Origin of the sequence: Ensifer sp. Root954, from assembly GCF_001429005.1 — a bacterium.
GTDB classification, from domain to species: Bacteria; Pseudomonadota; Alphaproteobacteria; order Rhizobiales; family Rhizobiaceae; genus Ensifer; species Ensifer adhaerens.
The window spans coordinates 351-22,947 of record NZ_LMJM01000013.1 but is presented as its reverse complement, the minus strand read 5'-3'; the positions used below and the strand labels follow the sequence as shown (position 1 = coordinate 22,947).

At 58.9% G+C, this 22,597-nt stretch carries 15 protein-coding genes and 1 pseudogene; 7 read left to right on the top strand and 9 right to left on the bottom strand.

Features of this window, described 5'->3' with window-relative positions:
• Positions 1 to 243: 243 nt before the first annotated feature.
• The 4 genes from ASE71_RS07135 to ASE71_RS07120 all read right to left on the bottom strand — a co-directional run bounded on the left by ASE71_RS07135 (position 244) and on the right by ASE71_RS07120 (position 4,773).
• Positions 244 to 1,752, bottom strand: a complete 1,509-nt coding sequence (locus ASE71_RS07135) for an arylsulfatase (protein WP_082566468.1) — start codon at positions 1,750 to 1,752, stop codon at positions 244 to 246.
• 99 nt (positions 1,753 to 1,851) lie between these two features.
• Complete coding sequence (locus tag ASE71_RS07130; RefSeq protein ID WP_060520478.1) at positions 1,852 to 2,277, bottom strand: response regulator transcription factor; 426 nt, start codon at positions 2,275 to 2,277, stop codon at positions 1,852 to 1,854.
• Between the two features lie 80 nt (positions 2,278 to 2,357).
• Positions 2,358 to 2,990, bottom strand: a complete 633-nt coding sequence (locus tag ASE71_RS07125) for a response regulator transcription factor (RefSeq protein WP_060520505.1) — start codon at positions 2,988 to 2,990, stop codon at positions 2,358 to 2,360.
• Between the two features lie 4 nt (positions 2,991 to 2,994).
• Positions 2,995 to 4,773, bottom strand: a complete 1,779-nt coding sequence (locus ASE71_RS07120) for a sensor histidine kinase (RefSeq protein WP_060520477.1) — start codon at positions 4,771 to 4,773, stop codon at positions 2,995 to 2,997.
• Between the two features lie 436 nt (positions 4,774 to 5,209).
• Between ASE71_RS07120 and ASE71_RS07115 the strand changes: the two genes are divergently transcribed.
• The 5 genes from ASE71_RS07115 to ASE71_RS07095 all read left to right on the top strand — a co-directional run bounded on the left by ASE71_RS07115 (position 5,210) and on the right by ASE71_RS07095 (position 11,856).
• Positions 5,210 to 6,877 (top strand): arylsulfatase, encoded by a 1,668-nt coding sequence (locus ASE71_RS07115; protein ID WP_060520476.1) that lies wholly within the window; start codon positions 5,210 to 5,212, stop codon positions 6,875 to 6,877.
• 247 nt (positions 6,878 to 7,124) lie between these two features.
• Positions 7,125 to 8,156 (top strand): HAD family hydrolase, encoded by a 1,032-nt coding sequence (locus ASE71_RS07110; RefSeq protein ID WP_060520475.1) that lies wholly within the window; start codon positions 7,125 to 7,127, stop codon positions 8,154 to 8,156.
• A gap of 112 nt (positions 8,157 to 8,268) precedes the next feature.
• Entirely contained in the window at positions 8,269 to 9,063 is a 795-nt protein-coding gene (locus tag ASE71_RS07105; protein ID WP_060520474.1) for a hypothetical protein, read from the top strand.
• Positions 9,064 to 9,213: 150 nt separating this feature from the next.
• Positions 9,214 to 11,502, top strand: a complete 2,289-nt coding sequence (locus tag ASE71_RS07100) for a tetratricopeptide repeat protein (RefSeq protein WP_082566470.1) — start codon at positions 9,214 to 9,216, stop codon at positions 11,500 to 11,502.
• A 153-nt stretch (positions 11,503 to 11,655) separates the two neighbouring features.
• A complete protein-coding gene (locus tag ASE71_RS07095; protein ID WP_060520472.1) occupies positions 11,656 to 11,856 on the top strand; it encodes a hypothetical protein in 201 nt (66 codons plus the stop codon).
• A gap of 393 nt (positions 11,857 to 12,249) precedes the next feature.
• On the opposite strand, the gene ASE71_RS07090 is transcribed toward ASE71_RS07095, so the two are convergent.
• The 5 genes and pseudogenes from ASE71_RS07090 to ASE71_RS07065 form a co-directional block, all read right to left on the bottom strand.
• A complete protein-coding gene (locus tag ASE71_RS07090; protein ID WP_060520471.1) occupies positions 12,250 to 14,313 on the bottom strand; it encodes an alkyl/aryl-sulfatase in 2,064 nt (687 codons plus the stop codon).
• Positions 14,314 to 14,802: 489 nt separating this feature from the next.
• Complete coding sequence (locus ASE71_RS07085; RefSeq protein WP_060520470.1) at positions 14,803 to 15,627, bottom strand: hypothetical protein; 825 nt, start codon at positions 15,625 to 15,627, stop codon at positions 14,803 to 14,805.
• A 924-nt stretch (positions 15,628 to 16,551) separates the two neighbouring features.
• Positions 16,552 to 17,811: an alpha/beta hydrolase gene (locus ASE71_RS07080; RefSeq protein WP_162251876.1), complete on the bottom strand. Its 1,260-nt coding sequence runs from the start codon at positions 17,809 to 17,811 to the stop codon at positions 16,552 to 16,554.
• 301 nt (positions 17,812 to 18,112) lie between these two features.
• Positions 18,113 to 18,792: pseudogene (locus ASE71_RS07070) on the bottom strand (DUF2092 domain-containing protein).
• 249 nt (positions 18,793 to 19,041) lie between these two features.
• Complete coding sequence (locus ASE71_RS07065; protein WP_060520466.1) at positions 19,042 to 20,856, bottom strand: adenylate cyclase; 1,815 nt, start codon at positions 20,854 to 20,856, stop codon at positions 19,042 to 19,044.
• A 650-nt stretch (positions 20,857 to 21,506) separates the two neighbouring features.
• Between ASE71_RS07065 and ASE71_RS07060 the strand changes: the two genes are divergently transcribed.
• Both ASE71_RS07060 and ASE71_RS07055 read left to right on the top strand, forming a co-directional pair.
• On the top strand, positions 21,507 to 21,932 hold the full coding sequence (locus ASE71_RS07060) for a cysteine rich repeat-containing protein (protein WP_060520503.1): 426 nt from the start codon (positions 21,507 to 21,509) through the stop codon (positions 21,930 to 21,932).
• Positions 21,933 to 22,001: 69 nt separating this feature from the next.
• Entirely contained in the window at positions 22,002 to 22,529 is a 528-nt protein-coding gene (locus tag ASE71_RS07055; RefSeq protein ID WP_413814629.1) for an OmpA family protein, read from the top strand.
• Positions 22,530 to 22,597: the final 68 nt, after the last annotated feature.

The following is a 22,597-nucleotide window of genomic DNA, read 5'->3' as shown; positions in this document are numbered from 1 at the left end:
CCGAAAGGAGGAAACAACTGTCGTCAGTTGCGAGCGGGCGTATTTGAGATCGGCGTCTATCACGTCGCTCGTGGCAGGGACCGAGAACAGTCCGTTGGCGTCAGTGCCGCCAGAGGTCAATCTACCATTTGGCGATGTCCTCCGTTTCGGGTATGTCAATCGCAATAATGTCCCTGCATGGGCCGCCGGGGCTCGCGCCGAGATGGTCGCGCTGGCCCCAATCTCCACGGAACGGCGCTAACCTCAAAACTTTGTCATGTTCGCGGCCGGCGGGTTGGGCGATCGCACGAGACTAGCCTTGTATTCCTCCACAGCCTTCAGCAACGGTCCAAGAACCCAGTTGTACATTTCGCCGATATTGAGCTCCTCCTGCGGGTCCGACTCGATGTTGAACACTTTTGGATAGCCGTTCATTGGCGAGGCGCTGGATCCCACCCCGCCCATCAGTGTGGCGCCACTTGGACCACTGCGGCCAGGTGCGACATCGACGAAATAGGCCCGGAACTGCTTCCAGCGCGCGGCGACCAGATCAGAACCGACGAAGGTCAACAAGTGCTCGCGATGCCCGCTATCGTCCTCGCCCAACAGCAGGTCGCTCTGGTCGATCCCATCGATCGGGCGGTCGTTTGGCACCTTCCCGCCACCCAGTCGCGCCAGGGTTGGGAAGAAGTCCATGATTGAGAACATTGCATTAGAGGATCGTGGCTTGATCCGTTGGGGCCAGCGGATCATGGCGACAGTGCGGATCGCGCCTTCGCTGAGGTCGCCCAACGCGCCGCGATACGGACCGGTCGTTCCCATGTCCGGCATGTCTGTGCCGAACCGGGTAGCTCCAGGGCCGTCCGGTCCGTTGTCGGAAGCGAAGACGACGATAGTGTTCTTCTCTAGGCCAAGCGTCTTCAATTCATCAAGCATGGTGCCGACAACTGCATCGCCCTCCATCAGAGAATCGCCGAACTGACCGATGCGCGATGCTCCTTCGAAGCGCTTCGAGGGTAGATTCGGAAAGTGCGTTCGGGAGATCGGCAAATACAGGAAGAACGGTTTGCCTGCTGCCTTCTGTCGCCGTATGAAATCAACGCCGTGATCCACCAGCTCCCAGTCGATCCCGCGACGCACCTCCTCGGTATACGGTTTCACCTGCTTTAGCGGTTCTCCCCGTTTTGCCTCGACAATTTGCGGACCCTTGTCGAGCGGAATGTCGGCAGACCTGGTTTGGCGGCCCTGGCGGATCATGCCAAAAGCGTCCCAGGTGTCACCGGGCGGTATTCCGTAGAACTCGTCGAAGCCTTGGTTCTGCGGCTGGCTGTAGATCTGGGCACCAAGATGCCACTTACCGAAGATCGCGGTGGCGTAGCCAGCGTCGCGCAGCATCTCCGCCATGGTGATTTCGCTTTCCGGTAGTGAGAACGGCGTGCCTGCGACGGCAACCAGCGACAGCCCGGAGCGGATGGAATAGCGTCCTGTCATCAACGCGGCTCGTGATGGCGTGCAGGACGGCTCGACCAGGAACTGCGTCAGCCGCAAGCCCTCGATGGCAAGTTGGTCGATATGCGGCGTCGGTGACCCGCGCAGCTCCCCGCCGCCGTAAACTCCGATGTCGCCATAGCCGACATTATCAGCGAGAATGAACAGGATGTTTGGCGCCGCTTGCTGGGCAAATGCTGTTTCGACCAGCAACGAAGGAGCAATGAGAGAAGCTCCGATAGCCAGTGTATCGCGCGTTAGTCGCCACAGTCTGAGCCATTTCATGCCGCGTCTCCACTTGTTGTTGTCGATCCGAAACGCCCAAGGGACCGGGGTTCGAGGTCTCTGCATAGCAACGTCAGCTTCGGATCGCCTCTCTGAATCCTAACCTATTCGATCGCCTGGCGATGCCGTCAATGCCCGGTTAACGGCGCGGATCAACAACTCGGCTGGGAACGGCTTGTGTAGATACGCCACGCAGCCAGCCTTGACCGCCTCTAGTTCCAAGGCCTCATCCTCGACGGCAGTTATGAAGATGACTGAGAGATTGATGCCGGAGGCCTTGAGGCGGTGCCAGAGCTCGATGCCGGACATGCCACCCAGGTGAATATCGAGCACCAGGCAGCCAATCCCGCTTGCATTGGCGCGGCCGAGAAAGGCCTCGGCCGACGAATGTCCTTCGGTCGCAAAACCATTTGCGTTTAACAGGCGTTCAACGCTCCTGCGCACGCTCGGATCGTCTTCGACGACAGCCACTGTGCGGGGTGGACTTTTCAATTGACGCCTTTCTGGAGCCAGTGCGAAAAGCACGACCAGCTCCGGTCACAATCGTATGGCCGGCGTCGAGGGCTGGCTATTGTCCTTTGGTGAAGCGTCGGTCTGTATATTAGCTAGCGTCGCAGCGGATCCGCGGTGGCATCGACAAACCCTAGTTTCTCTGCAATCGACACCGTCTCCGCCAGTGACCGCGCTCCCAGCTTTTCCATGACGTTGTGACGGTGCGCCTTGACCGTCCGTTCGGAGGTGCCGAGCGCATGGGCAATCTGCTTGTTGAGCCTGCCGCGGACGATCAGGCCAAAAACTTCGAGTTCCCGCGGCGTCAGCTTCCCCAGTCGCGCCCGGAGCCCATCAATGCGATCCTGCTCGAGACGACGCGTTTCGCATCGGTGCAACGCTCGCTCGACGGCCTCCAGCAGTGCTTCCCTCGGGGTCGGCTTTTCCAGGAAATCCTCAGCGCCCGCCTTAATCGCTCGAACGCTTGCCTTGATGTCGCCTTGTCCCGTTAGAAACACGATCGGTAGCAGCGGCGCTGTCTCGGCCAGCCTGTCCTGAAGCTCCAGTCCGCTTAGGCCAGGTAGATCGAGGTCGAGTAGAACACAGCCATGTTCGCCGTGCGGAAGCTGCGCGAGAAATTGATCGCCCGATTCATAAAGGGCTACGAGGAAGCCGGACGCCGAAAGCAGCCTTCCAACTGCGGTGCGGAAAGAGTGGTCATCATCGACTATATGAACAACGGATTCCAATTGCTCACCCACTTCGTGCGAGAGGCAGCACAATGCGGAAAACGGCCCCGCCTTCCGGGCGGTTGGCCGCCCAGATCTTGCCGCCGTAAGTCTCCACTATCGCGCGCGCGATGGAAAGTCCAAGCCCTGTCCCGGAGGGCTTTGTGGTATAGAACGGCTCGAAAACACTGGCGAGTTGTTCGTCGGGGATTCCGCTACCGGTATCGGAGATCGACAGCTCCACCTTGGATTCCCTCGTCAGAGTTGTCTCAAGCAGGAGCCTCCGTTCAGTCGTGACCACCTCCAGCATTGCGTCCATCGCGTTGGTCGCGAGGTTGAGAATGACCTGCTGGACATGAACCCTGTCGGCTCGGACAGGCAGCTCCCGCGGGGCATGGTTGGAACTGACAACAATGCCTCTTCGCTCGGCTTCGCTGTGGAGGATCCTGATCGCGCTCGTCGTCACGTCATTGAGATCGAACTCCTGCCAGTCGATCTCGCCGCGTTTCTTGAGCATATTCCTCATCCGGGAAATGACGTCATGGGCGCGCTGATCGTCGTCCTGAATGTCGACAAGGATCTGCTCGATCAGCTTGAGATCGGGCCGCGCCGACCGAAGGATGACCGCCGCTGCCTCGGCATTGCTGCGGATGGCACCCAGAGGCTGGTTGAGTTCGTGGGCAATCGACGCGGAGAGCGCGCCGGCGGTCGCGGACTGGTTGAGATGAACCACTTCGAGGAGACGATGGCGTGATTCCGTCTCCGCCGCCCGGCGGCGGCGGCGTTCGACAAGAAGTCCGAAGATAACGGTGCCCTGCGCCATGATGACGGTTAGCGCCACGACTGTAGCGAGCCAGTATTGTTCCCAGAAAGTCGGCTCTTTGAACATCTGGATTGAGCCCGGAGGGAGGTTCTTCTGCCACAATCCCCAGCGTTGGAGCTGCCTCGCGTCGGCGACATAGGTTTGAGGAGATTCCAGATTGGAAATTGGCTTGCCGGCAATGGCATCGAGCGCGAGATCGGCCACGATCTTTCCCAGGGACTCGAACGTGACCACACTGCCCCCCACGATGCCGTAGTCGAGATAAGTGATATACGGACCGTAAATTGGAGCGCTCGCAGTCTCCGCAATTTGTTTGAGCGCCTCGCGTGGAACGAAATTGCGGCCGTCTCGATCCTTGAAGATCGTTAGCGCCAGGACAATGCTGTCACTTGGAAATTCGGCGGCCCGCCTCGTGAACTCGTCGATCGTCAAGTCCTCCAGATAGGTCGTCATGTAATCCCTGGAAAAATCCGCAAGGTCGGCCCGCGCTGTGGCGAGCCACGAACGGTCGAATTCTGATGATCCCCCGATAATGAAGAGATGACGCGCCGCCGGCTGGAGAGCGCGGGCCATCTCCGCAGTCTTGACGATGTGAAACTCACTGAAGGCTCCAATGACATCGCTGGGCAGGCCCATCTCTTCGGCGGTCGATTTGCTGAAGCCGGCGACGATTATCCTTGCGCCGTGGGCAAGATTCTTGCGGTTCGCAGAGATGAATCGCGCCGATTCTTCGCCAAGCGCAATCACCACATCGGGGCGACGATCCGAATACTTGGCCGAAAGATATCGCGCCATTCGGCCGACGTGCTCCGTCTCAGGAAATCTCGAAAGATCGAGAAACTCGGAGAAGAGATCGATCTTTCCTTTAGTAGCCTCGAGCAGACGCCCCCTCACGGCCTCTCCGGCCGCGGTCGTCGCGGCTATTCGTTCGTCGTATGGATAGAGAATGAGAACACGTGGAACCCTGCCCACGATCTCCATAGACGCGGATGGCGCCGCAACAATTGGTACAAGAAATATGCAGCAAAGAGCCGCTCGCCACCCGAGCCGGCGCCATCGCGTCGTCCAATTGCACACCAAGCCCATGGCCTTGCCTCGAAAAGCACATCGACAAATAGCAAAGCCGGGTCGCCCTTACAACTCACCCAATGGAGTCAAGACGATCGCAATCTGGAATGGTTGCCCGAAGGTACAATATCGCTGCGGCTCCCCTTTCGATAGGGTGCTCGTTACGAGTGTCGTTCGTAATCCGCACGGAGGCTCGGGCTGGATGCCGTTTCGACCGAAAGGCGTCCGAATTTCGATATTGCTCCAGTTGTTTCGATTGATTTCAGAGTGAGTGAGCGCACGGCGGCGTTTGGTTCCGTGCGCCTCGGTGAATCACCGTTTGACCGGAGATCTCAACGGAGGACTCGAAATGAAGCGTAGGATCATCTGCGGCGTTGGAGCATTGGCTGCTTCAACCGTTCTCTGGTGTATCGCATCCCCCCTGCGAGCCCAGGAAGCACAAACGAAGCCCAACATTCTGTTCATCGTCTCCGACGACACGGGCTATGGCGATCTGGGTCCCTATGGCGGCGGCGAAGGTCGTGGCATGCCAACTCCTAACATTGACCGACTGGCCGACGAAGGCATGACGTTCTTTTCCTTCTATGCCCAGCCGAGTTGCACGCCTGGCCGCGCAGCCATGCAGACCGGGCGCATTCCGAACCGCAGCGGCATGACGACCGTGGCCTTCCAGGGCCAGGGTGGTGGTCTGCCGGCAGCCGAATGGACGCTCGCGTCCGTGCTGAAGAGAGGCGGCTACCAAACCTATTTCACCGGCAAATGGCATCTTGGCGAGGCAGACTATGCGATGCCCACCGCACAGGGCTACGACGAAATGAAACATGTCGGCCTTTATCACCTCAACGCCTACACCTATGCCGATCCAACCTGGTTCCCAGACATGGATCCGGAACTCAGGGCGATGTTCCAGAACGTAACGAAGGGCTCGCTCTCCGGCAAAGCCGGTGGCGAAGTGACGGAGGATTTCAAGATCAACGGCCAGTACGTCGACACGCCCGTGATCGACGGCAAGGAAGGCGTTGTCGGTATTCCGTTCTTCGATGGATATATCGAGAAGGCGGCGATCGAATTCCTTGATGCAGCAGCCAAGAAGCCGGATCAACCATTCTTCATCAACGTGAATTTCATGAAGGTACATCAGCCGAACCTTCCTGCCCCTGAGTTCCAGCACAAGTCCCTGTCGAAGAGCAAGTATGCCGACTCGGTCGTGGAACTCGACACCCACATCGGCAGGATCATGGACAAGCTCCGTGAAACGGGTCTCGACAGAAACACTCTGGTCTTCTACACGACGGACAACGGAGCCTGGCAGGACGTTTATCCGGATGCCGGATACACGCCGTTCCGGGGCAGCAAGGGCACCTTGCGCGAGGGCGGCAATCGTGTTCCCGCGATCGCCGTGTGGCCCGGAAAAATCAAGCCGCGGGCAAAGAATCACGACATAGTCGGCGGCCTTGATCTTATGGCGACATTCGCCGCAATCGGCGGGGTGCCGCTGCCCGACAAGGACCGCGAAGACAAGCCAATCGTCTTCGACAGCTATGACATGTCGCCGATCCTTCTCGGCAACGGCAAATCGGTCCGCAAATCATGGTTCTACTTTACCGAGAACGAGCTCTCCCCCGGTGCGATTCGCGTCAACAACTACAAGTTCGCGTTCAATATCCGTGGCGATGACGGAGCCTCGACTGGTGGGCTGGCCGTCGACTCGAACCTTGGCTGGAAGGGCGCGGAGAAGTATGTCGCTACGGTGCCCCAGGTGTTTGACCTGTGGCAGGACCCGCAGGAACGCTACGACATTTTCATGAACAACTTTACGGAGCGGACCTGGATGGGCGTGGTCATGGGCGAGGAGTTGAAGAAGATCATGGCTACCTACGTGCAGTATCCTCCGCGGAAGCCGCAGAGCCTGACCTACAACGGTCCCATCACGCTTTCGGATTACGAGCGCTTCCAATGGGTCCGGGACTCACTCGCAAAGGAGGGTGTCAACATTCCGTTCCCGACCGGAAACTGACTTTCTCGCGGCAACCCTGGGGCCCCGGGGTTGCCGCCAACCTCTTAAGAATTGTGGAGCGGCCTGCCTTGCCTGCCCTGCGTCACGACTGACGCCCAATGGTGCGTACGGCATGGCGGAGCGACCCAGGAAGGCCGTCTGCCGACCGGAAGCGCTGCGGATCGCTCCGCATTTCAGGGAAATGTAGCGGAACGACCCCCAAGGCCGTTACCGCGGCAACTGCTCCGCCAGCAACAGGAGACACGACATGGGAGTGGTCCATCATTTCGAGCTCGGCCGTCGCCGACTGTTCGTAACGCTCGCTGCAATCTTGGTTCCGATCGCTGTCGCTTGCTCCGGCGGTCCTTCACGGGCCCAGACCGATCCGCTGCCTTCGTGGAACGACACCGCGCCAAAGGCGGCCATCCTCGCCTTCGTCGAGAAGGTGACGACGGAAAACACGGCCGACTTCGTCCCGGAACCGGAGCGCATCGCCGTCTTTGACAATGACGGCACGTTGTGGGTCGAGCATCCGATCTACGTTCAGCTTGCCTTCGCCCTCGACCGCGTGAAGGCGGAGGCTGCGGCCCATCCAGAATGGACGGACAAACAGCCGTTTAAGGCAGTGCTGGAGGGCGACATGAAGGCACTCGCTGCAGCGGGCGAAAAGGGCCTGTTAGCGCTCATCATGGAGACCCATGCGGACATGACCAATGACGAGTTCCAAAAGGTCGTTTCCGATTGGATCGCTACCGCGCGCGATCCGAAGTTCAAGAAACCCTATACCGAGCTCGTCTACCAGCCGATGCTCGAACTGCTCGCGTATCTGCGCGCCAGCGGCTTCAAGACCTTCATCGTCTCGGGCGGCGGAATCGAGTTTGTGCGGCCGTGGGCCGAACAGGTTTACGGCGTTCCACCCGAACAGGTCGTCGGCTCGTCGATCAAGACTCAGTTCGAGATGCGTGACGGAACGCCGACCCTGTTCCGTCTGCCGCAAGTCAACTTCATCGATGACAAAGCGGGCAAGCCGGTCGGTATCAACGAACATATTGGCCGCCGTCCGATCGCGGCCTTCGGCAACTCCGACGGCGACCTGGAAATGCTGCAATGGACGACAATGACGGGGGGCAGCGTCCGTTTCGGCATGCTTATTCATCACACCGATGCTGAACGCGAATACGCCTACGACCGCGACACCGAATTCGGCCGCCTGGATAAGGCGCTTGATGCAGCGGCGATCAACAAATGGACCGTGGTCGATATGAAGGCGGATTGGAAAGAGATCATTCCCAATAAGTAAACTGCGTTTCGTGCAGCGCGCGCGACGCCGTGTGCCAAAGTCCATCCGCGTTGGTGAGGCCATCAGAAACAGGCGGCCCTGCCGCTTGTCTCTAACTCGAAGGACATCCACGATGAAAATCAATCATGTCGCCGGCTTGATAACGGTTATTGGAGGGCTCGCACTGGCAGCAACTGCTGCAATCGCCCAGGATTCCACCAGGAAGCAACATGTTCCGCTGGGGAAGGCGATCGGGACGGTCGCCCCCACCGGTCCGGTGCCGTCACTTGCAGTCATCAACTCGGATGGCGCTAGGATCGATGGTGAAAAACTGGTTCTGACCGGTGTGTCGGCTAATTCGATCGTCTTTGCCGATCGGCCAGTGCGGGCCGCCGGACATGTAACCACCGAACAGTTCATTATGCAGTGGGATGAGGGGAAGGACAATTTCGCAATCGACCCTCCAAACGCAACGGTGTCGGTGCTGGGAGGCAACGGGTCGGACATCAGTGACGTCGTGGTCACTCTGAAATCACCAAAGCTTGAAGGTAGCACGCTCACATTCGACATCGCCGTCCTGGAAGGAAGTCTGGGTGGTGCGAGCGGACCTGCTGCGGTTTTCATCGACCATTTCAGCGGTGGTTTTGGCGGCGGTGGCTTCCGCGGTGCGGACTTTGGTGGAGGTGGATTCCGGGGCGGCGATCTGGGGGCGGGTGGGTTCCACGGAAGCACGGCGCGTGTGAACGACATCAACGTCACCCATGTCGGAGGCAACTACTGGCACGCCCCCGTTTACAACGGGGCTTGGTATCGCGGTGGTGCGGTTGCCGCGGGCGTGGTGGCTGGCGCCGCCGTCGGCGCTGCAGCGGCCAATCCGTATGACTACCCGCCGCAATGCGGCTACTATCCGTACCCGCCTTGCTACTGAGATGGATGTTGGCCTGATCAGCGCGAATGCAACGGTTCCCAAGGGGAACGCTAGGGCTGATTGGGCCTTCCCCGGCTGCTTTTAAGCCAGCTGCTTTAGTCGCGCTGCCAGGTCAGCACGCCCTCTTCTGGAACGATACGGAGCTTTCGATTGGCCGGGCTTATCCACTCATCGGCAATTACTCGAGCAGCCTTGTTGTTTGGCGTCCTGCTTGGGTTTGCCGCACCGATTGCTGCCGCTGAGACGTCTCCGCCTCCCGCCACTGATCCGTTGGTCGCGCGCCATGATGGATTCGTCGACGAGAAGACGTGTACGTCTTGCCACACCGAACAAGCCGCCGCATTCGCCAAATCGCACCACGCCAAGGCGATGGCCTTTGCTGATGACAAAGCCGTGCGCGCCGATTTCAACAACACCCGGTTCGAGCGCGATGGCGTTGCGGCGGACTTCTTCCGTCGAGACCGTCGCTTCTTCGTCCGCACCGAAGGACCGGACGGCAAGCCGGCGGACTTCGAGGTCAAATACACATTCGCCTATGAGCCTCTGCAGCAGTATCTGGTGGATCTCGGCGGCGGCAGGCTGCAGGCTCTCGACATCGCCTGGGACACAAAAAAGCACGAATGGTTCTGGCTGGGCGAAGGCAGTGCGGCAAAACCGGGCTCGACCTTTCATTGGACGGGTCCGTTCTATCGCTGGAACCGCACGTGCATCGACTGCCATTCCACCGATCCGCGAACCAATTTCGAGTCGCAGACGAACGAATATAAATCGTCCTACGTGGCGACGAGCATTGGCTGCCAGTCCTGCCATGGCGGCGGTGCAAAGCATGTCGAATGGGCCAGAGCCAAAGCGGCAAATGCTTCGAAGGTGGCGGCAAATCCCGGCTTGGCTAGGGTCGATTCGAACACGTGCTACGCATGTCATGCGCGACGCAGCAGACTTGTCGGTGACCACCGACCGGGGGGATCCTTTCTTGACCATTTTTCTCCGGCGTTGCTTCGCAGCGATCTTTATTTCCCGGACGGGCAAATTCGCGACGAGGTGTTCGAATACGGCTCCTTCCTGCAGAGCAAGATGGCAAACGCAGGGGTCACCTGCGTAGACTGCCACAGAACTCACGAGGGTACCGTCAAAGCCGCCGGCAACGCCTTATGCACGCAGTGCCACGCGGAAACTGCGCCCGAACGCTTTACAAGCAACGACCCGAGCGGGGCGTTCGACACGCCGGCGCACACACATCACCCGCAAGGCTCTGCTGGCGCTTTTTGCGTCAACTGTCACATGCCGGAGCGTACCTACATGAAGGTGGATCCCCGGCGCGACCATTCCTTCGTCATCCCCCGCCCCGACCTTTCCGCGCTCTATGGAACGCCGAATGCCTGCACCTCGTGCCACCAGGGCAAAACGAACGACTGGGCGTCCGAAAGCCTGGACGGGTGGTATGGCAAGGACTGGCGGAAACGCCCCACGATTGCCCATGCATTTGCAGAAGCGGCCCGGAACGGCGGTGCAGCGGTTGAGGATCTACGCAAGTTTCTGGCCGACCGCGAACAACCAGGCATTGTTAGGGGCAGTGCGATTGCTGAAATGTCAAGGCTCGACGGAGCCGCTACGGCCGCGAACGTCAGGGCGGCAGCGGGAGACCCGGATCCGCTCGTCAGGCTGGGGGCAGCGGAGGCGGCTGCCAACTTGCCCCCTCAACTGCGGCTGGACGCGGTCGGCGTCCTGCTTGGAGACGAAACCCGAGCGGTGCGCGTGGCGGCGGCCAAGGCTCTTGGCACCACTCGGTCACTGGACCTCCGCGGCGACCAACGTCGCGCATTCGATGCCGCCGTCGATGACCTGCGTGCCTATGTCCAAGCCAACGCGGACAGTGCCGAGACACAGAACAACCATGGGACATTCCTGTTCGAGCAGGGGAGCACGGCCGAGGCGGAAAAGGCCTTCCGCCGCGCAATTGTACTCGATCCGACGCTTTCGGGCTCGCACATCAATCTTGCTGAACTGTACCGCGCCGTCGGTGACAACGAGAGATCCGAGCACGCTTATGCCGAGGCGGTCGTCGCAAATCCGGACCGGGCCGACCTTCGCTATGGACACGGGTTGTCGCTCGTTCGTCAAAAGGCGATGGCGGACGCGATTGAGGAGTTGGAAGCGGCAGTGCGCTTGGATCCTAGTAATTCCCGATATCGGACGACGGCGGCGATAGCGCTCGATGCAGTAGGCCGAACGGATGACGCCTTCGCTCTGTTCGTTTCCGCTGTCGGAGGTGCAACTGACGCCAATCTGTTTGCCACTGCCATTCAACTTGGTCTTAAACTCGGACGCTATGAAGAGACGCTTCGGTTTGCGGAGGCGCTCGCCGATCTCCAGCCGACCGATCTACGAACCACAGAACTCGTCAGGCAATTAAAGAAGGCAGTGCAACATCGCAGGTAGGTTTTCGGCTTTGCACCGCCACAGTCCTCCCAAAACCCGCGACCGTGTTCGGTTTGTTGGTCCGTCTTCACCCTGATCGCGATTTGCGAGGCCGACCAGAAAAACCTCTCCCTTCTGGAAACGCCGAGGGGCTTACGGCTATCCCCCGCCAAGATGGTATACACCGCCTATTATGACGGGATCGACCAGACATTGGCGCTGTCAATCGGCGGTGAGAAGATCCATCTGGAAGTGGCCAACCGGGCGATTTTCCGTGCCAAGGAAATCGGCGTGCAGGACAGGGCCAGCGCCAGCGACCAGGCATTCAGACAGCTAAAGCGGCAGGTGGAGAAGGCTGCCTCCAGTCTCCGTTAGCCCGACGCGGAGCCACCGGACGGCTTCGTGCAGAGATCGTGGACAATTCATGCCGTACGTGGAAAAAACCCTTGCGCCGTTCCAAGGCGGAAGGGTCTGAGTCAAAAAGATCATACGGCTTTTGCGGGTGTCAGCCACCCGACAATGGCTGCGTTCGAACCGAATGCCACCGTATATTTACGAATTTAACCAAACCTAACGAACTTCTACATTTTGCCTATAATGTAGCGCTGAAGACCATGCTCACTAGGAACTGTGCTGCCGATCATCGGAACGCCACTTCCGAGATTACGCTGTCGATGAAGTTGCCCCGGAAGGCAGATTTTCAGAAGGCGCTGCTCAGGCAATTAGTCTGCTATGGCGCGTTGTGGCTCCAGGGTCTAGGGGAGCCTTCTAGGGACCGTCGTAGTAGGTCGCGTCGTCGTGTAGCAGCTCGGCCTTTGGCAGCGCCTCGCGCTTCTTCGTGCCCGGCAAAACCTCGAACCAGTTGTCAAACGTGACCATTGTCGAGCCAAGCTGAGCAAGCACTTGCGGATTGCCTTCCATTTTTGCCTTCCCGGCAGACACCTTGTCTGACAGCTTCGCCGTCCCAATCATCACATCTTCCAACTCGCGTCGGTCGATTGTTATCGTCAAGTCAGCGTCTTCCGCCTGGAAGCCGGAGATCGTCGTCAGTGTGGCATTGCTCATTTCGACGACAAACTTCTCGCCGTTATCTGGCGTCGAGAGGTTGATCTTGAAATGCATGCCTTCCGCCTTGCGGCTGTCCATCTGGATGCCGAGATAATTGAGGAACAACTCTGTGCTGGTGCCGCGCACAAAGTCAGGACTGCCCGCCTTTGCAGCCTTCACGGCGATGACGCCGTCACGGAGTTCCTTGGCGCCGGCCAGGAAGCTGTTTCGGAGACTGGGACTCTCGAACTGGTAGCCCATCTGCTCGTAGGTGTCAGCGAGCAGATCTTTTGCATCCTGATTGTCCGGTTCAGCATAGACCAGCTTATTTAGAATCTCGGTTGCAAGGCGATATTTGCCCTCGGCATAGAGATTACGGCCTTTCGCCATCACCTTGGAGGCGCCGCCCATCATTTCCACGTAAAGCGGTGCAGACTCCTCCGGCGATAGCGGGACCAATGTCGCAGGGTTCAGATCCCAGAAACCGAGGTAGCGCTGGATGACAGCTCGGCTGTTGTGCAGGTAGGAGCCGTGATAGCCGCGCGCATACCATTGTTCCCGCAGGCTTTTCGGCGGTGCGTAGACGTTGTGAATTTGGTTGATGGTGATGCCAGTGTTCGCCAGGTGCAGTACCTGGTTGTTCAAGTTCGCATACATGTCGCGTTGTCCGCGCATTACCTCGGTAATCCGCTCTTTTCCCCACCGCGGCCAGCTATGGGATGCGAACATCACATCCGCCTGATTGCCGAACCGGTATAGCGCAACGTTGATGTATTGCGACCACGCTAGGGCATCCCGCACGGGCGCCCCCCGCAGCGTAAGAATATTGTGTAGGCTATTGACGATGTTTTCCGCCGCCCAGAATGCCTTGAAGTCGGGGAACCAGGTATTCATCTCCGCTGGCGCTTCGGTGCCCGGTGTGTTTTGAAAAACCATCCTTACGCCGTCGATGGTCAATTCCTCAATAGACTGTTCGATGCTGATGGTGGGGGGCAGGATGCCGACATCGCCGCTAGCAGCCGCCTTGCCGATCGATGCATCGACATTGCCGTAGGGGCTGGTTGGCACAAGGTCGCCGTAGGTGTAGGTCTTGCGGCGGGTCATCACGTTGCCGGCGTAGAGGTTTTCCGCAATTGCCTCGTTCATGAACCCCTTGGGCCCAACGATCTGGACCTTGCCGGTTGCAAGTGCAGCATCATCGACAACGCCGCGAATCCCGCCGAAGTGGTCGGCGTGGGAATGGGAAATGATCACCGCAACGACGGGTCGCTCGCCAAGCTTTTCGTTGATGAATTTGAGTGCGGCCCGCGCCGTTTCCTTGACAGTCAGTGGATCGATCACGATCCAACCGGTCTCGCTCTTGATGAACGATATGTTCGCGAGGTCGAAGCCGCGCACCTGATAGATGCCGGGAACAACTTCAAACAATCCATATTCCATGTTGAGGAGGGCCTGACGCTGGAGGGATGGGTGGATGCTGTCGAAATCCTTCCCTTTCAAGAGGAAGTTCCAGTTGTCAATGTTCCAAGCCACATCGCCTTTATCGTTCATGATCTTGCGGAAAGGCGGGGCAGCGATAAAGCCGCGCTCGGCTTCCTCAAAGTCCTGCCTGTCGGCAAAAGGCAGAAGCTGGCGCTGTTGTTGCTGTGCCTCGATCGTGTATTGCGAAGGCATCTTTCCCTTCGGACTGAAATGCTGCGGCTCCTGCGCCGTGGATGTGCCACCCAACCCTGCGGCGAAAACTGCGCTGAGCACAAGTGCCCAAAGTCTAAGCGATCCGCTCATGGCTCTCTCCCCGCGATATTGAGACGCATGCAGTCGTGCGTCTGTGGACGGGGATTTTGGCAGGCGCGTCGCTGGCTGGCTATTGTCCTTTAGGGAACTTCGACCGCCATCTGCGTTTCTTTACAGAGAGCCTTAGCCTTCACCGGCAGGTTTCTCGCGCAACCAGCCATTTGCTACTGTTACAGGAATGGAAAGGCTACGGTCTACACGGGGAATCCAATTCCGAACATTAAGAAGCCGAAGCCTGTTCCGAAGGTGCCCTCCGGCATCTCCACATCGAACTTCCGCTCGCCACCCGTTGCGGCACTTTCCGAATCATCAAGGGGATGGCTGTTTTGATCCAGTGCAGAGATCCGGACCCAAGGAGCGAATGACAAAAGGTTACGCTCAAGGCGGACGTTGATTTCCCGCCTAAGTCTGCTCTAAGCAGTCATTTTACCGGACCCTCAAGGTTTCGATCCGCGACGCTAATCTCGTCCCCTGCAGGGGCTAGAACCGGATCACTGCCCCGAGGATCGGGCCGTGCTCAATAACGTCAAATGTGAATCCGTTCCTGCTGTAGTCCACGCCGACTGCGCGATAGCCTCCGACGATCGACAAAGATTGCGTCCACTGATAGCCGATTGCGCCAAGCACATCCCAGCTGAAGTCGGATGCGGCGCCGAAGCCGCCGATCATAGCCCACCCGGTTAGATGCCAGGATGGTGAGAGATCGATCCGGCCCTTCACGCCGAGCATGGGATCGACCCAGGTTTGCTTGTCGCCGCCACTGAAAGCTGCAAGCGGTGGTCCGCCTGCTGATAAGGCGATGTCGAGTTCGTTGTCGACGCTCCAGATGCGAGCACCGGCCATCACGTCGAGGCTGGCCGTCGGTTCCGCAAGCACGCGATATTCGCCCATGAGGGTTGCCGTCACGCTGGTGGTTTCTAGCGATCCAGACAGGCTAACGGGGACGCCACCGATTGTGCGCGTGAACGACTTGTCGACCTCAATGTCGAGGTAAATCAGGTCGGCAAACACGCCCCATGTTCCGTTGTGCGCCTCGCCGACGAGCATCCCGCCGAAACGAAGATTGTCGAAAATATCGCGAAACGGGACGTCGGCATCGAACGGTTGTCGACCGCGAACTCCGATGTCTCCCTTCAGGCTGGCGGCCCAAAAATAAGGAGCGATACTAAACGTCCATCCGACGTCACCGGAGACCACGCCAGGCGGCGAGCTCTCCTCGGTTCCGTCCGCCGCTCCGACCGGCGAACCAAAGCCCAGAAACACAACCAGTACAAGTATAGACGTGAAGCCTTTGTAGCACGGCATCCGACAGTCCCCTCCTCCTAGTCAACCAATTTCACTGGCCCGAGAGTATAGCTGAGCGCTGAAATTGCAAATTCTTAAGTCCCCCAGTGGCTCTACGCTGGCTCTCTGCTATGCAGCTGCGTGAGTTGGCGTAGGATGCGCGGCCTGACCAATGTCCACCGGGACGACCTCGGCTTGGCAAGGTGCCAACGGGCGTTCTCGTTGCTCGTCACTCACCGAGAAAAGCACTTGTAAAGCGCCACGCAAGAACATCCATGCGGTGACCGCTGCCAAAAGGGTCAAAAGGATCGAATCAGCCAGTGGAGTCCGTTCGTAGAAGAGGAGGGGACCCGCCGAGAAGGCCAGGGAATGTCTGAGTGTCGACGTCGACAATCGTCGCCAACAAACCATGTGGCGTATTATCGTCGGCGGAAAGCTTGGTGTAGATCAGGTCGCCGAAAACGCTGAATCGTCCGTTCCGGGCCTCTCCCATGAGCATTCCGGCAGAATCAAGGTTGCGAAAATGCACTAAAGCTTGCGTCCATGTTGACCGTAGGGAGACCAAACTGTGCGGTCTCGCCAGAAAGACCTGCTGCCCAGAAGTATGGCGTGATCGAATAGGTTCCTCGATCGCAGGAACGTCCGGTGCTCGATTAGCAAAGGTCAGCTGCCATCAGCGACCCGCACAAGAGCGCGCTTGCGACGCTGGCAGCCGTAACAAGTCTCTTCATGAAATGCTCCGTTCAAGAAATCCATCAGTGGCAAGGGAGGGATAGAAGCCGTAAGGCGTATGATCGTTGGCCGCCGCAACCGACCCGCCGGCGTAGCGCTTCGCGAAAGGCTACGCGCCGGGTGCTGCTTGGAGTCTACGTCGGCGCGCTAGGGGCTTCTCCATTACGGGACACCGAAGCCCTGGGGCATGTTTTCATTGGTTGTCCCTCAATTCTATCGCGCGCCACACGTCGATTTAGATTCCAGCCGTTGTTTTGAAGTGCAGTTCTTGACCGCGATCTCCTGCTCAGCGCCCGACCGGCCCGCTAACCCACTGAGGTGGTGAGCGTAGTTTTCGCGAGAGGCTTGATCGACAACAGCAACCGGTGCAGTGAGGATCAGGCCCGCAGCGCTGCCCGCCGCCGCCGCGACCCCCGTCGTTCCAGCGATGAGGTGATCCCCGAGGCCCATCTTACTGTCGGTCAACGTCTGGCCCTCGGAAATCCGGGCGCCGATTAATTGGACCACTTGTGGCGATTCTGCGAACTTGCCATGGTGCATACTGTCTCCGGCCCTCACCTTGGTCAGGTCAATGACGGTGATATCGTGGTCCGCCAACTCCTGCTTGTAAGGGGCCTGCTCCGGATCGATCGATCCCAGTCGGGGAATGTCACCCCAGACCCTGCGCGAGAAAGCCAGTGCCTTGTCGTCCTGCGACACGAAGAGGGTGAACCGCGGGTGCTGATTGCCCATGTCCTCGATCTGCGAGCGGAACACATCGACGTCGACGTCGGGGGCCGCGAGCATCACGTTTTTGAACTTTGCCGGCAGGCGTCCGTTACGGATTGCCATTTGGCGAAGCGCTTCCAACGTGAGCCAGTTCCCCATCGAATGAGCAAGGATCGAGACATCCTTCACCTCTTCGTCCGCAGCCAGATATTGGAACAGTGATTCCAGCGCGTTGCGGGTATAGTTGGTGCTTTCACGGTCATAGCCGTAAGCCAAGAGGCTGCCCCGCGATGGCCAGGTCACAAGAACGGGCGCACTCTTGACGCCGGAATCATGGACGATCTGGGCAAAGCGGTAGACGGAGTCTTCGAAGCGATTGTTGAACCCGTGGATGAACACGAGCACGCTTTGGTCGGGACTCTTCCTGACCGAAGCGTTCAGCCAGTCCTTAGCTTCAGTCATTGTCAATTCGTCTGCTTTCAGGGTTGCGAAGTCGGTTGCGGGATTGGGAGGCAGCTTCTTTGGCCACGCTACTTCGCCAACCTTCCGGATAGGAGGGATAGATACGGTGATGTCCGCAAACGCTGGCGTACGCGCGCGCTCGCCCGTGAACATTTCTCCGGGTACTTCCGAGCGGTCACGCGTGGTTGTAATCAGCATTTCGACCCGGCTTGCATCGGCGGACGTCTCGGCGACGGGCGTCAGCACACCCTTCGGATGGCCGCCGCATCCGGAAACGGAGATGAGCGCAAGGCAAAGGATCATCCCACGCAGACAGCTAGAGAATGAAGCGACGCGCTCAATGCTGGTGTTTGTGTTGATCATAACGCTTCCAACTTTCGCCTGAGATTTCGGGCCCTAGCCGTAATTGACGCCAACGGCGCAGCGCCGCACAGGGCGCCCAGCGACGCCCGCGCCGCTGACAGGGTCAGCGGTCGATCGATATGAGGCTCGGCGGGCTTCGGAAAAGCGTAGGGCCTAAGGATCGCTGCCTGCTCAGCGGCATCGATCGCGGGAAGCAAAAGCGCGGCAATAAACAGAACGGTCTTCAGTCTCCCGTGCGCTGTCATTTGTCGTCTCCCGTGGCCAGGTCGTCGGGTAGTTCGTCTATGTCGGCAAGATCCTCCGGTCGATCTTCTTGGCGTGGGTCTTGTTGACGAAGCTATAGTCTTCCGCCACGACATCGACGCCCGTCTTCTAGTCCGAAATTTGGATGCTGTATTGCGGACCTTGGTCGACCCGGCTGACGGTAATCACGTAGCGGCAGGGACGGGGGTTTTTCTCCCTGCGCGATCCAAATCTGCCAGTCGACGCCTTCCGCCCGGAAATCGAGCTGGTCGCATTCGAGACCTCCGATCACCCCACTGCCGAGGTCCTTCACGTCGGTTGCGCCCTCCATCACTTTGTCATAGGCGTCGGGCAGGAGCAGGGCCGCGCCGGGCACCGGCTTGCGAGCTTGTCGCGCATTTCATCGACCAGATGCTCGACCGTGCCGGGTAGATCCGCCTGAGTGTAAAGGTTTATATCCTTTCCGACCGACGTCAACGTCCTGCCGTCGAAAACCAATTCAACATTGGCGAAGCCGCCAAACCGTGTGGCCCGCAGCTTGTTCGGTCGCCCCAACTCGACTTTGCCGGAACTTGCGAGCAGCAATTTCTGAGGGTCCTTGGTGACGACCTCCAGTTTTGAAGCGTAGGCGAAGGATATTGCCTTTTGGGAAGCGAGATAGTCGGACATTGCCTTCAGGAGGCTTTTGGCAACTTATGCCGCCAGCGTTTCTGCTTGCGGCATCAGCCCGAATAGTAAACAGGAGGCGGCGGTTGAAAGGGCAGTATTCGTATTCCAGCGGATCATCGGCCGATGCCTCTTGCTGCTTGGCAAGCGTCAGTCGCCGGCTGGCGTCTGATATCGACTGTAGACACCGCGGAGAACGAACACCCATAACGACTGGTAGGCTCTGTGCGGGCAGCGTAGAGTCTGTCCGCCGCGGAAGCCTCAGGGGATTTTGAATGCGGCGGTGGCCAGTACCTTCGCTTCAACTTCCTCGGCGTTCGGCACGGGAAGGCCCGCCTTTCGAAGCGACGCGATCATCCGGACGTTGTCCCTCGGCTCAATGTTGCGCTTCCTGTGTTCGTCGATGATGTTCGGGATGTAATCCGGGCGCATATTCATGAAGATCTCTCCCTCGCGCCTCGCCTCATCCAACAATCCAGCGTCAGCGAAGATTGCGGCTGCGACCAGGTGAAACATCGGAAACTTTTGTAGATTCGTCTTGCGGATGAGGCTCACCGCTTTATCAGGATCGTTCGGCATATAGGCCGCGAGCGCTCGTGCTCCGTGATAGTAGCTTGCGCCACCGGGATTAAGCGCAAGAGCTCGGTCAAGGAGATCCGCGCCACGCTGCCACTGGCCACAGATTGCGAGCCGCGTTCCGAACTCGCCCAACAACTCCGTATCGTTCGGGTTTAATGCCAGCGCCTCCTCGCCGGCCTGAAGCGCCTCGGTGAGTTGCTGGTTGAAGAAAAGCGCAATCATCAGGGATTGAAGCGCCCGGGTATTTCCCGGTTCCAGTTCAATCGCCCGTCGGGCCGAGTGCAACGCCCGCTCAAGTGGCGTCGGTTGACCAATCCTGAGGTTAAAGCGGAATCGATCCTCATCGAGATGCACGATGGACGACATTGCCCATGCGGTCGCATAACGGGGGTAACGTGCCACGACGCTTTCAAGGCAGTCTCGGGCGTTCCGATGGGTCTCCGGGCTCAGTTCCGAACGGTATGCGTAGAAGCGCAGTGTGCAGGCGTAGACCCCGAGGTCATCTGGGGGCGGGCTGGCTGTCGCAGCCTGCGCGATGACGCCGTAAGGCTGGGCTACAGCGGCCGCAACCTTGCTCGCGACGTCGGATTGGATGGCAAAAAGTTCCCGGCTTGTTAGGTCGTCGTCGTAGGTCTGCGACCAGAGGATTGCTCCGTCGGATGTGTCCAATAGACGTGCCGTCACTCGGACCTTAGGACCAGACACCCTGACCCCGCCGGCAAGCAGATAGCGCGCACCAAGCCCACCACGAATCTCCGAAGCTTCAACCTGGGGGGAGAGAGACTTCGAAGTCTCGCGGCCAAAGACCATGATCTCCTTAAACCGTGGCAGGGCGGTGAGCAGTTCCTCTGTCAGCCCTGATGTGTAAAGTTGAGCCTGCGGGCCGTCGCCGAGATTGGCAAAAGGTGCGATCACCAACGTCGGTTCGTCAGGCGAGGTTGCGGTTCCGCTCCGCTTCGCGGCCTCAACTATGCGCTCGCTTCCCCAGTATGTCAGCGCCGTAAGCGCGATGACGCCGGAAAGGCCGAGCATTAGCCACGCACGACGCGGCCATGAGCGATCGAGCTGTTTGCCCTCCTCCTCGACAGAGGCAAGGATGGTGGCCGCCGAGATCGGACCGTTCCAGGTGAACGAAGGCGCGTAGCGTCCTTTTGGAATATCTATCCTGACAGGATCGTCCTGTCCGGCCACGAGATAGTAGCGCTCGAGCGCACGTCTCAGCCGTCCGGCCTCGATGCGAACTACCGGGTCATCCTGGGTGAAGTCTTCGCTCCGCTTGAATACCTCAACCGCGATCGTGTAGCCTTTTAGGCGAAGCGCTCGCCCCGCAAGGGCCTCCTCGACAACGAAACTGAGAAAGGCCGGGCCGCGGCCTCCTTTTGGAAACTCGGCACTCGAAATGATACGTGTAAGTTGGTCACGAATATCTGCTGGACTTGGCCCAGATCCTGACGGTTCTGCCATGTTCCCCGACCCGTGTGCCACCGAGGTCTCCATCAATCGCCCCCTTACCCACTCGGCTGCAACAATCGCTGATTTAGTTACCTCCCTTTATGTAACCTACGTTGTCAAGGTCTGTTCGTCCAGAAATCATATCGCCACCATCTCGATTTTTGTGGCTCCTTGAGTTCGCCACGCCAGTGGTAAGCGTCGGTGTCCAAGCGCCTCCGGGCGGACAGGTTGAGCCAATTCTTCCGGCGGATTCGCAGCAAAAATTTGAAGCAGTTTCGCGATTGCCACGGTCAGTGACGGGCGGGCGCGGCTGTGCCGGTGCTGCCCGGTAAGAAGACATCTCAGGGTTTCTGCTGCCGCTCGGTTGCGGCTCACGGAATCCTAACGGTGCCTTGGCATGCGTGATGACGAATACTCGTCGGTGACCTTCGCAGCGCCGACCCACGTTCCGGCGGTCGATGGTACCTCATGCTCACGCTCCCCCGGAGACATGGGGACGCAAACAGCCGCCGAGAGCGGATGTCGGCAGCGCTCGCCATTCCGCGCCTGCGAAATACCGACGTAACCGTAGCAGGGGCGTTGCATACTGTAAGCTACTTCCCTTTCGGCGACCGCATTGCGCATGTCAAGGCTGGCTAACGCCTCGGCTATCGTCCGGGCAGTCGAGCTTAATGTTGTTTTCGATCGGATTTGCCATGACGAACAGAAGTGCAGTTTTCGCAGGAACGATAGTTCTCACTGTTCTTGCCCTCGCCACCCTCGGTCGGGCAGAAACCATCAGCTATGCCGATGCTGTGAGCTGGCTCGCCAACGATTGCGGCTCGGACATCCGGAAATATTGCAAGGGGCTCAACCTTGGCAGCGGCCGCATCCAGTCCTGTCTCGAGCGGAACGAGGGCAAAGTCTCGCCGGCGTGTACCATGACACTGGCGAATGTGATCACCTCGATACGTCAACGTCAGGCGGCGCAGTCGTCCTTTGCGACGATTTGCCAACACGACATTGCCCAGTACTGCAAAAGCGTCAAGGGGGAGGGCAATGTTCTCTCCTGTCTGAACAAGGCGACTCGCGTGAACGAAGGAAAATGCGGGCAAGTCATCATCGACGCAGGATGGCGTTGAGACCTTCTGAGGACGAAAGGCATGACGATGAAGAAAATCCAGTTTAGCGCGTTGCTGACGATCGGGCTGATGCTGTCCGCCGGCGAAGGGGGCGCGCAGCAAATCAATGACATGCAACTCGTACATACCCTCGGGAGGGTGGAAAACGCGGCGCCCGCAATTGACGTCGCGCTTTTGGTGGAGGAGGCAAAGGCAAGTGCGGGTAAAGGTGTCGCTAACCTTCCGAACTGGCAGAAGCTCTCCAAGCTGTCGCAATTGATCGTAGATATTGAATTCGAGAACGACTCCGTCGCCATCGAGCCAAAATCTTACCGCACCGTCGGCCTGATCGCCGATGCGCTGCACCACCCCAACCTGCGGCGCTACAAGTTTCTCGTCGTCGGCCACACGAGTTCGACGGGAGACGCGCAACACAATCTCGAACTCAGCGCGCAGCGCGCCAACGCCATAACTGAGGCGCTTTCGACCACGTTTGCGATCGCACCAGACCGCTTGTATTCGATCGGCGTGGGCCAGGAGTGGCCGCTCGATGCAGCCAACCCGAAAGCGCGGGAAAACCGGCGGGTCCAATTGATCAACCTCGGTCTCGTCAAATAGCTCTCGTCTAGCCGCTCTTAATTCTGGGATTGGCGACGAGATTTCTGCATAGGCGCATTCGTAAAATG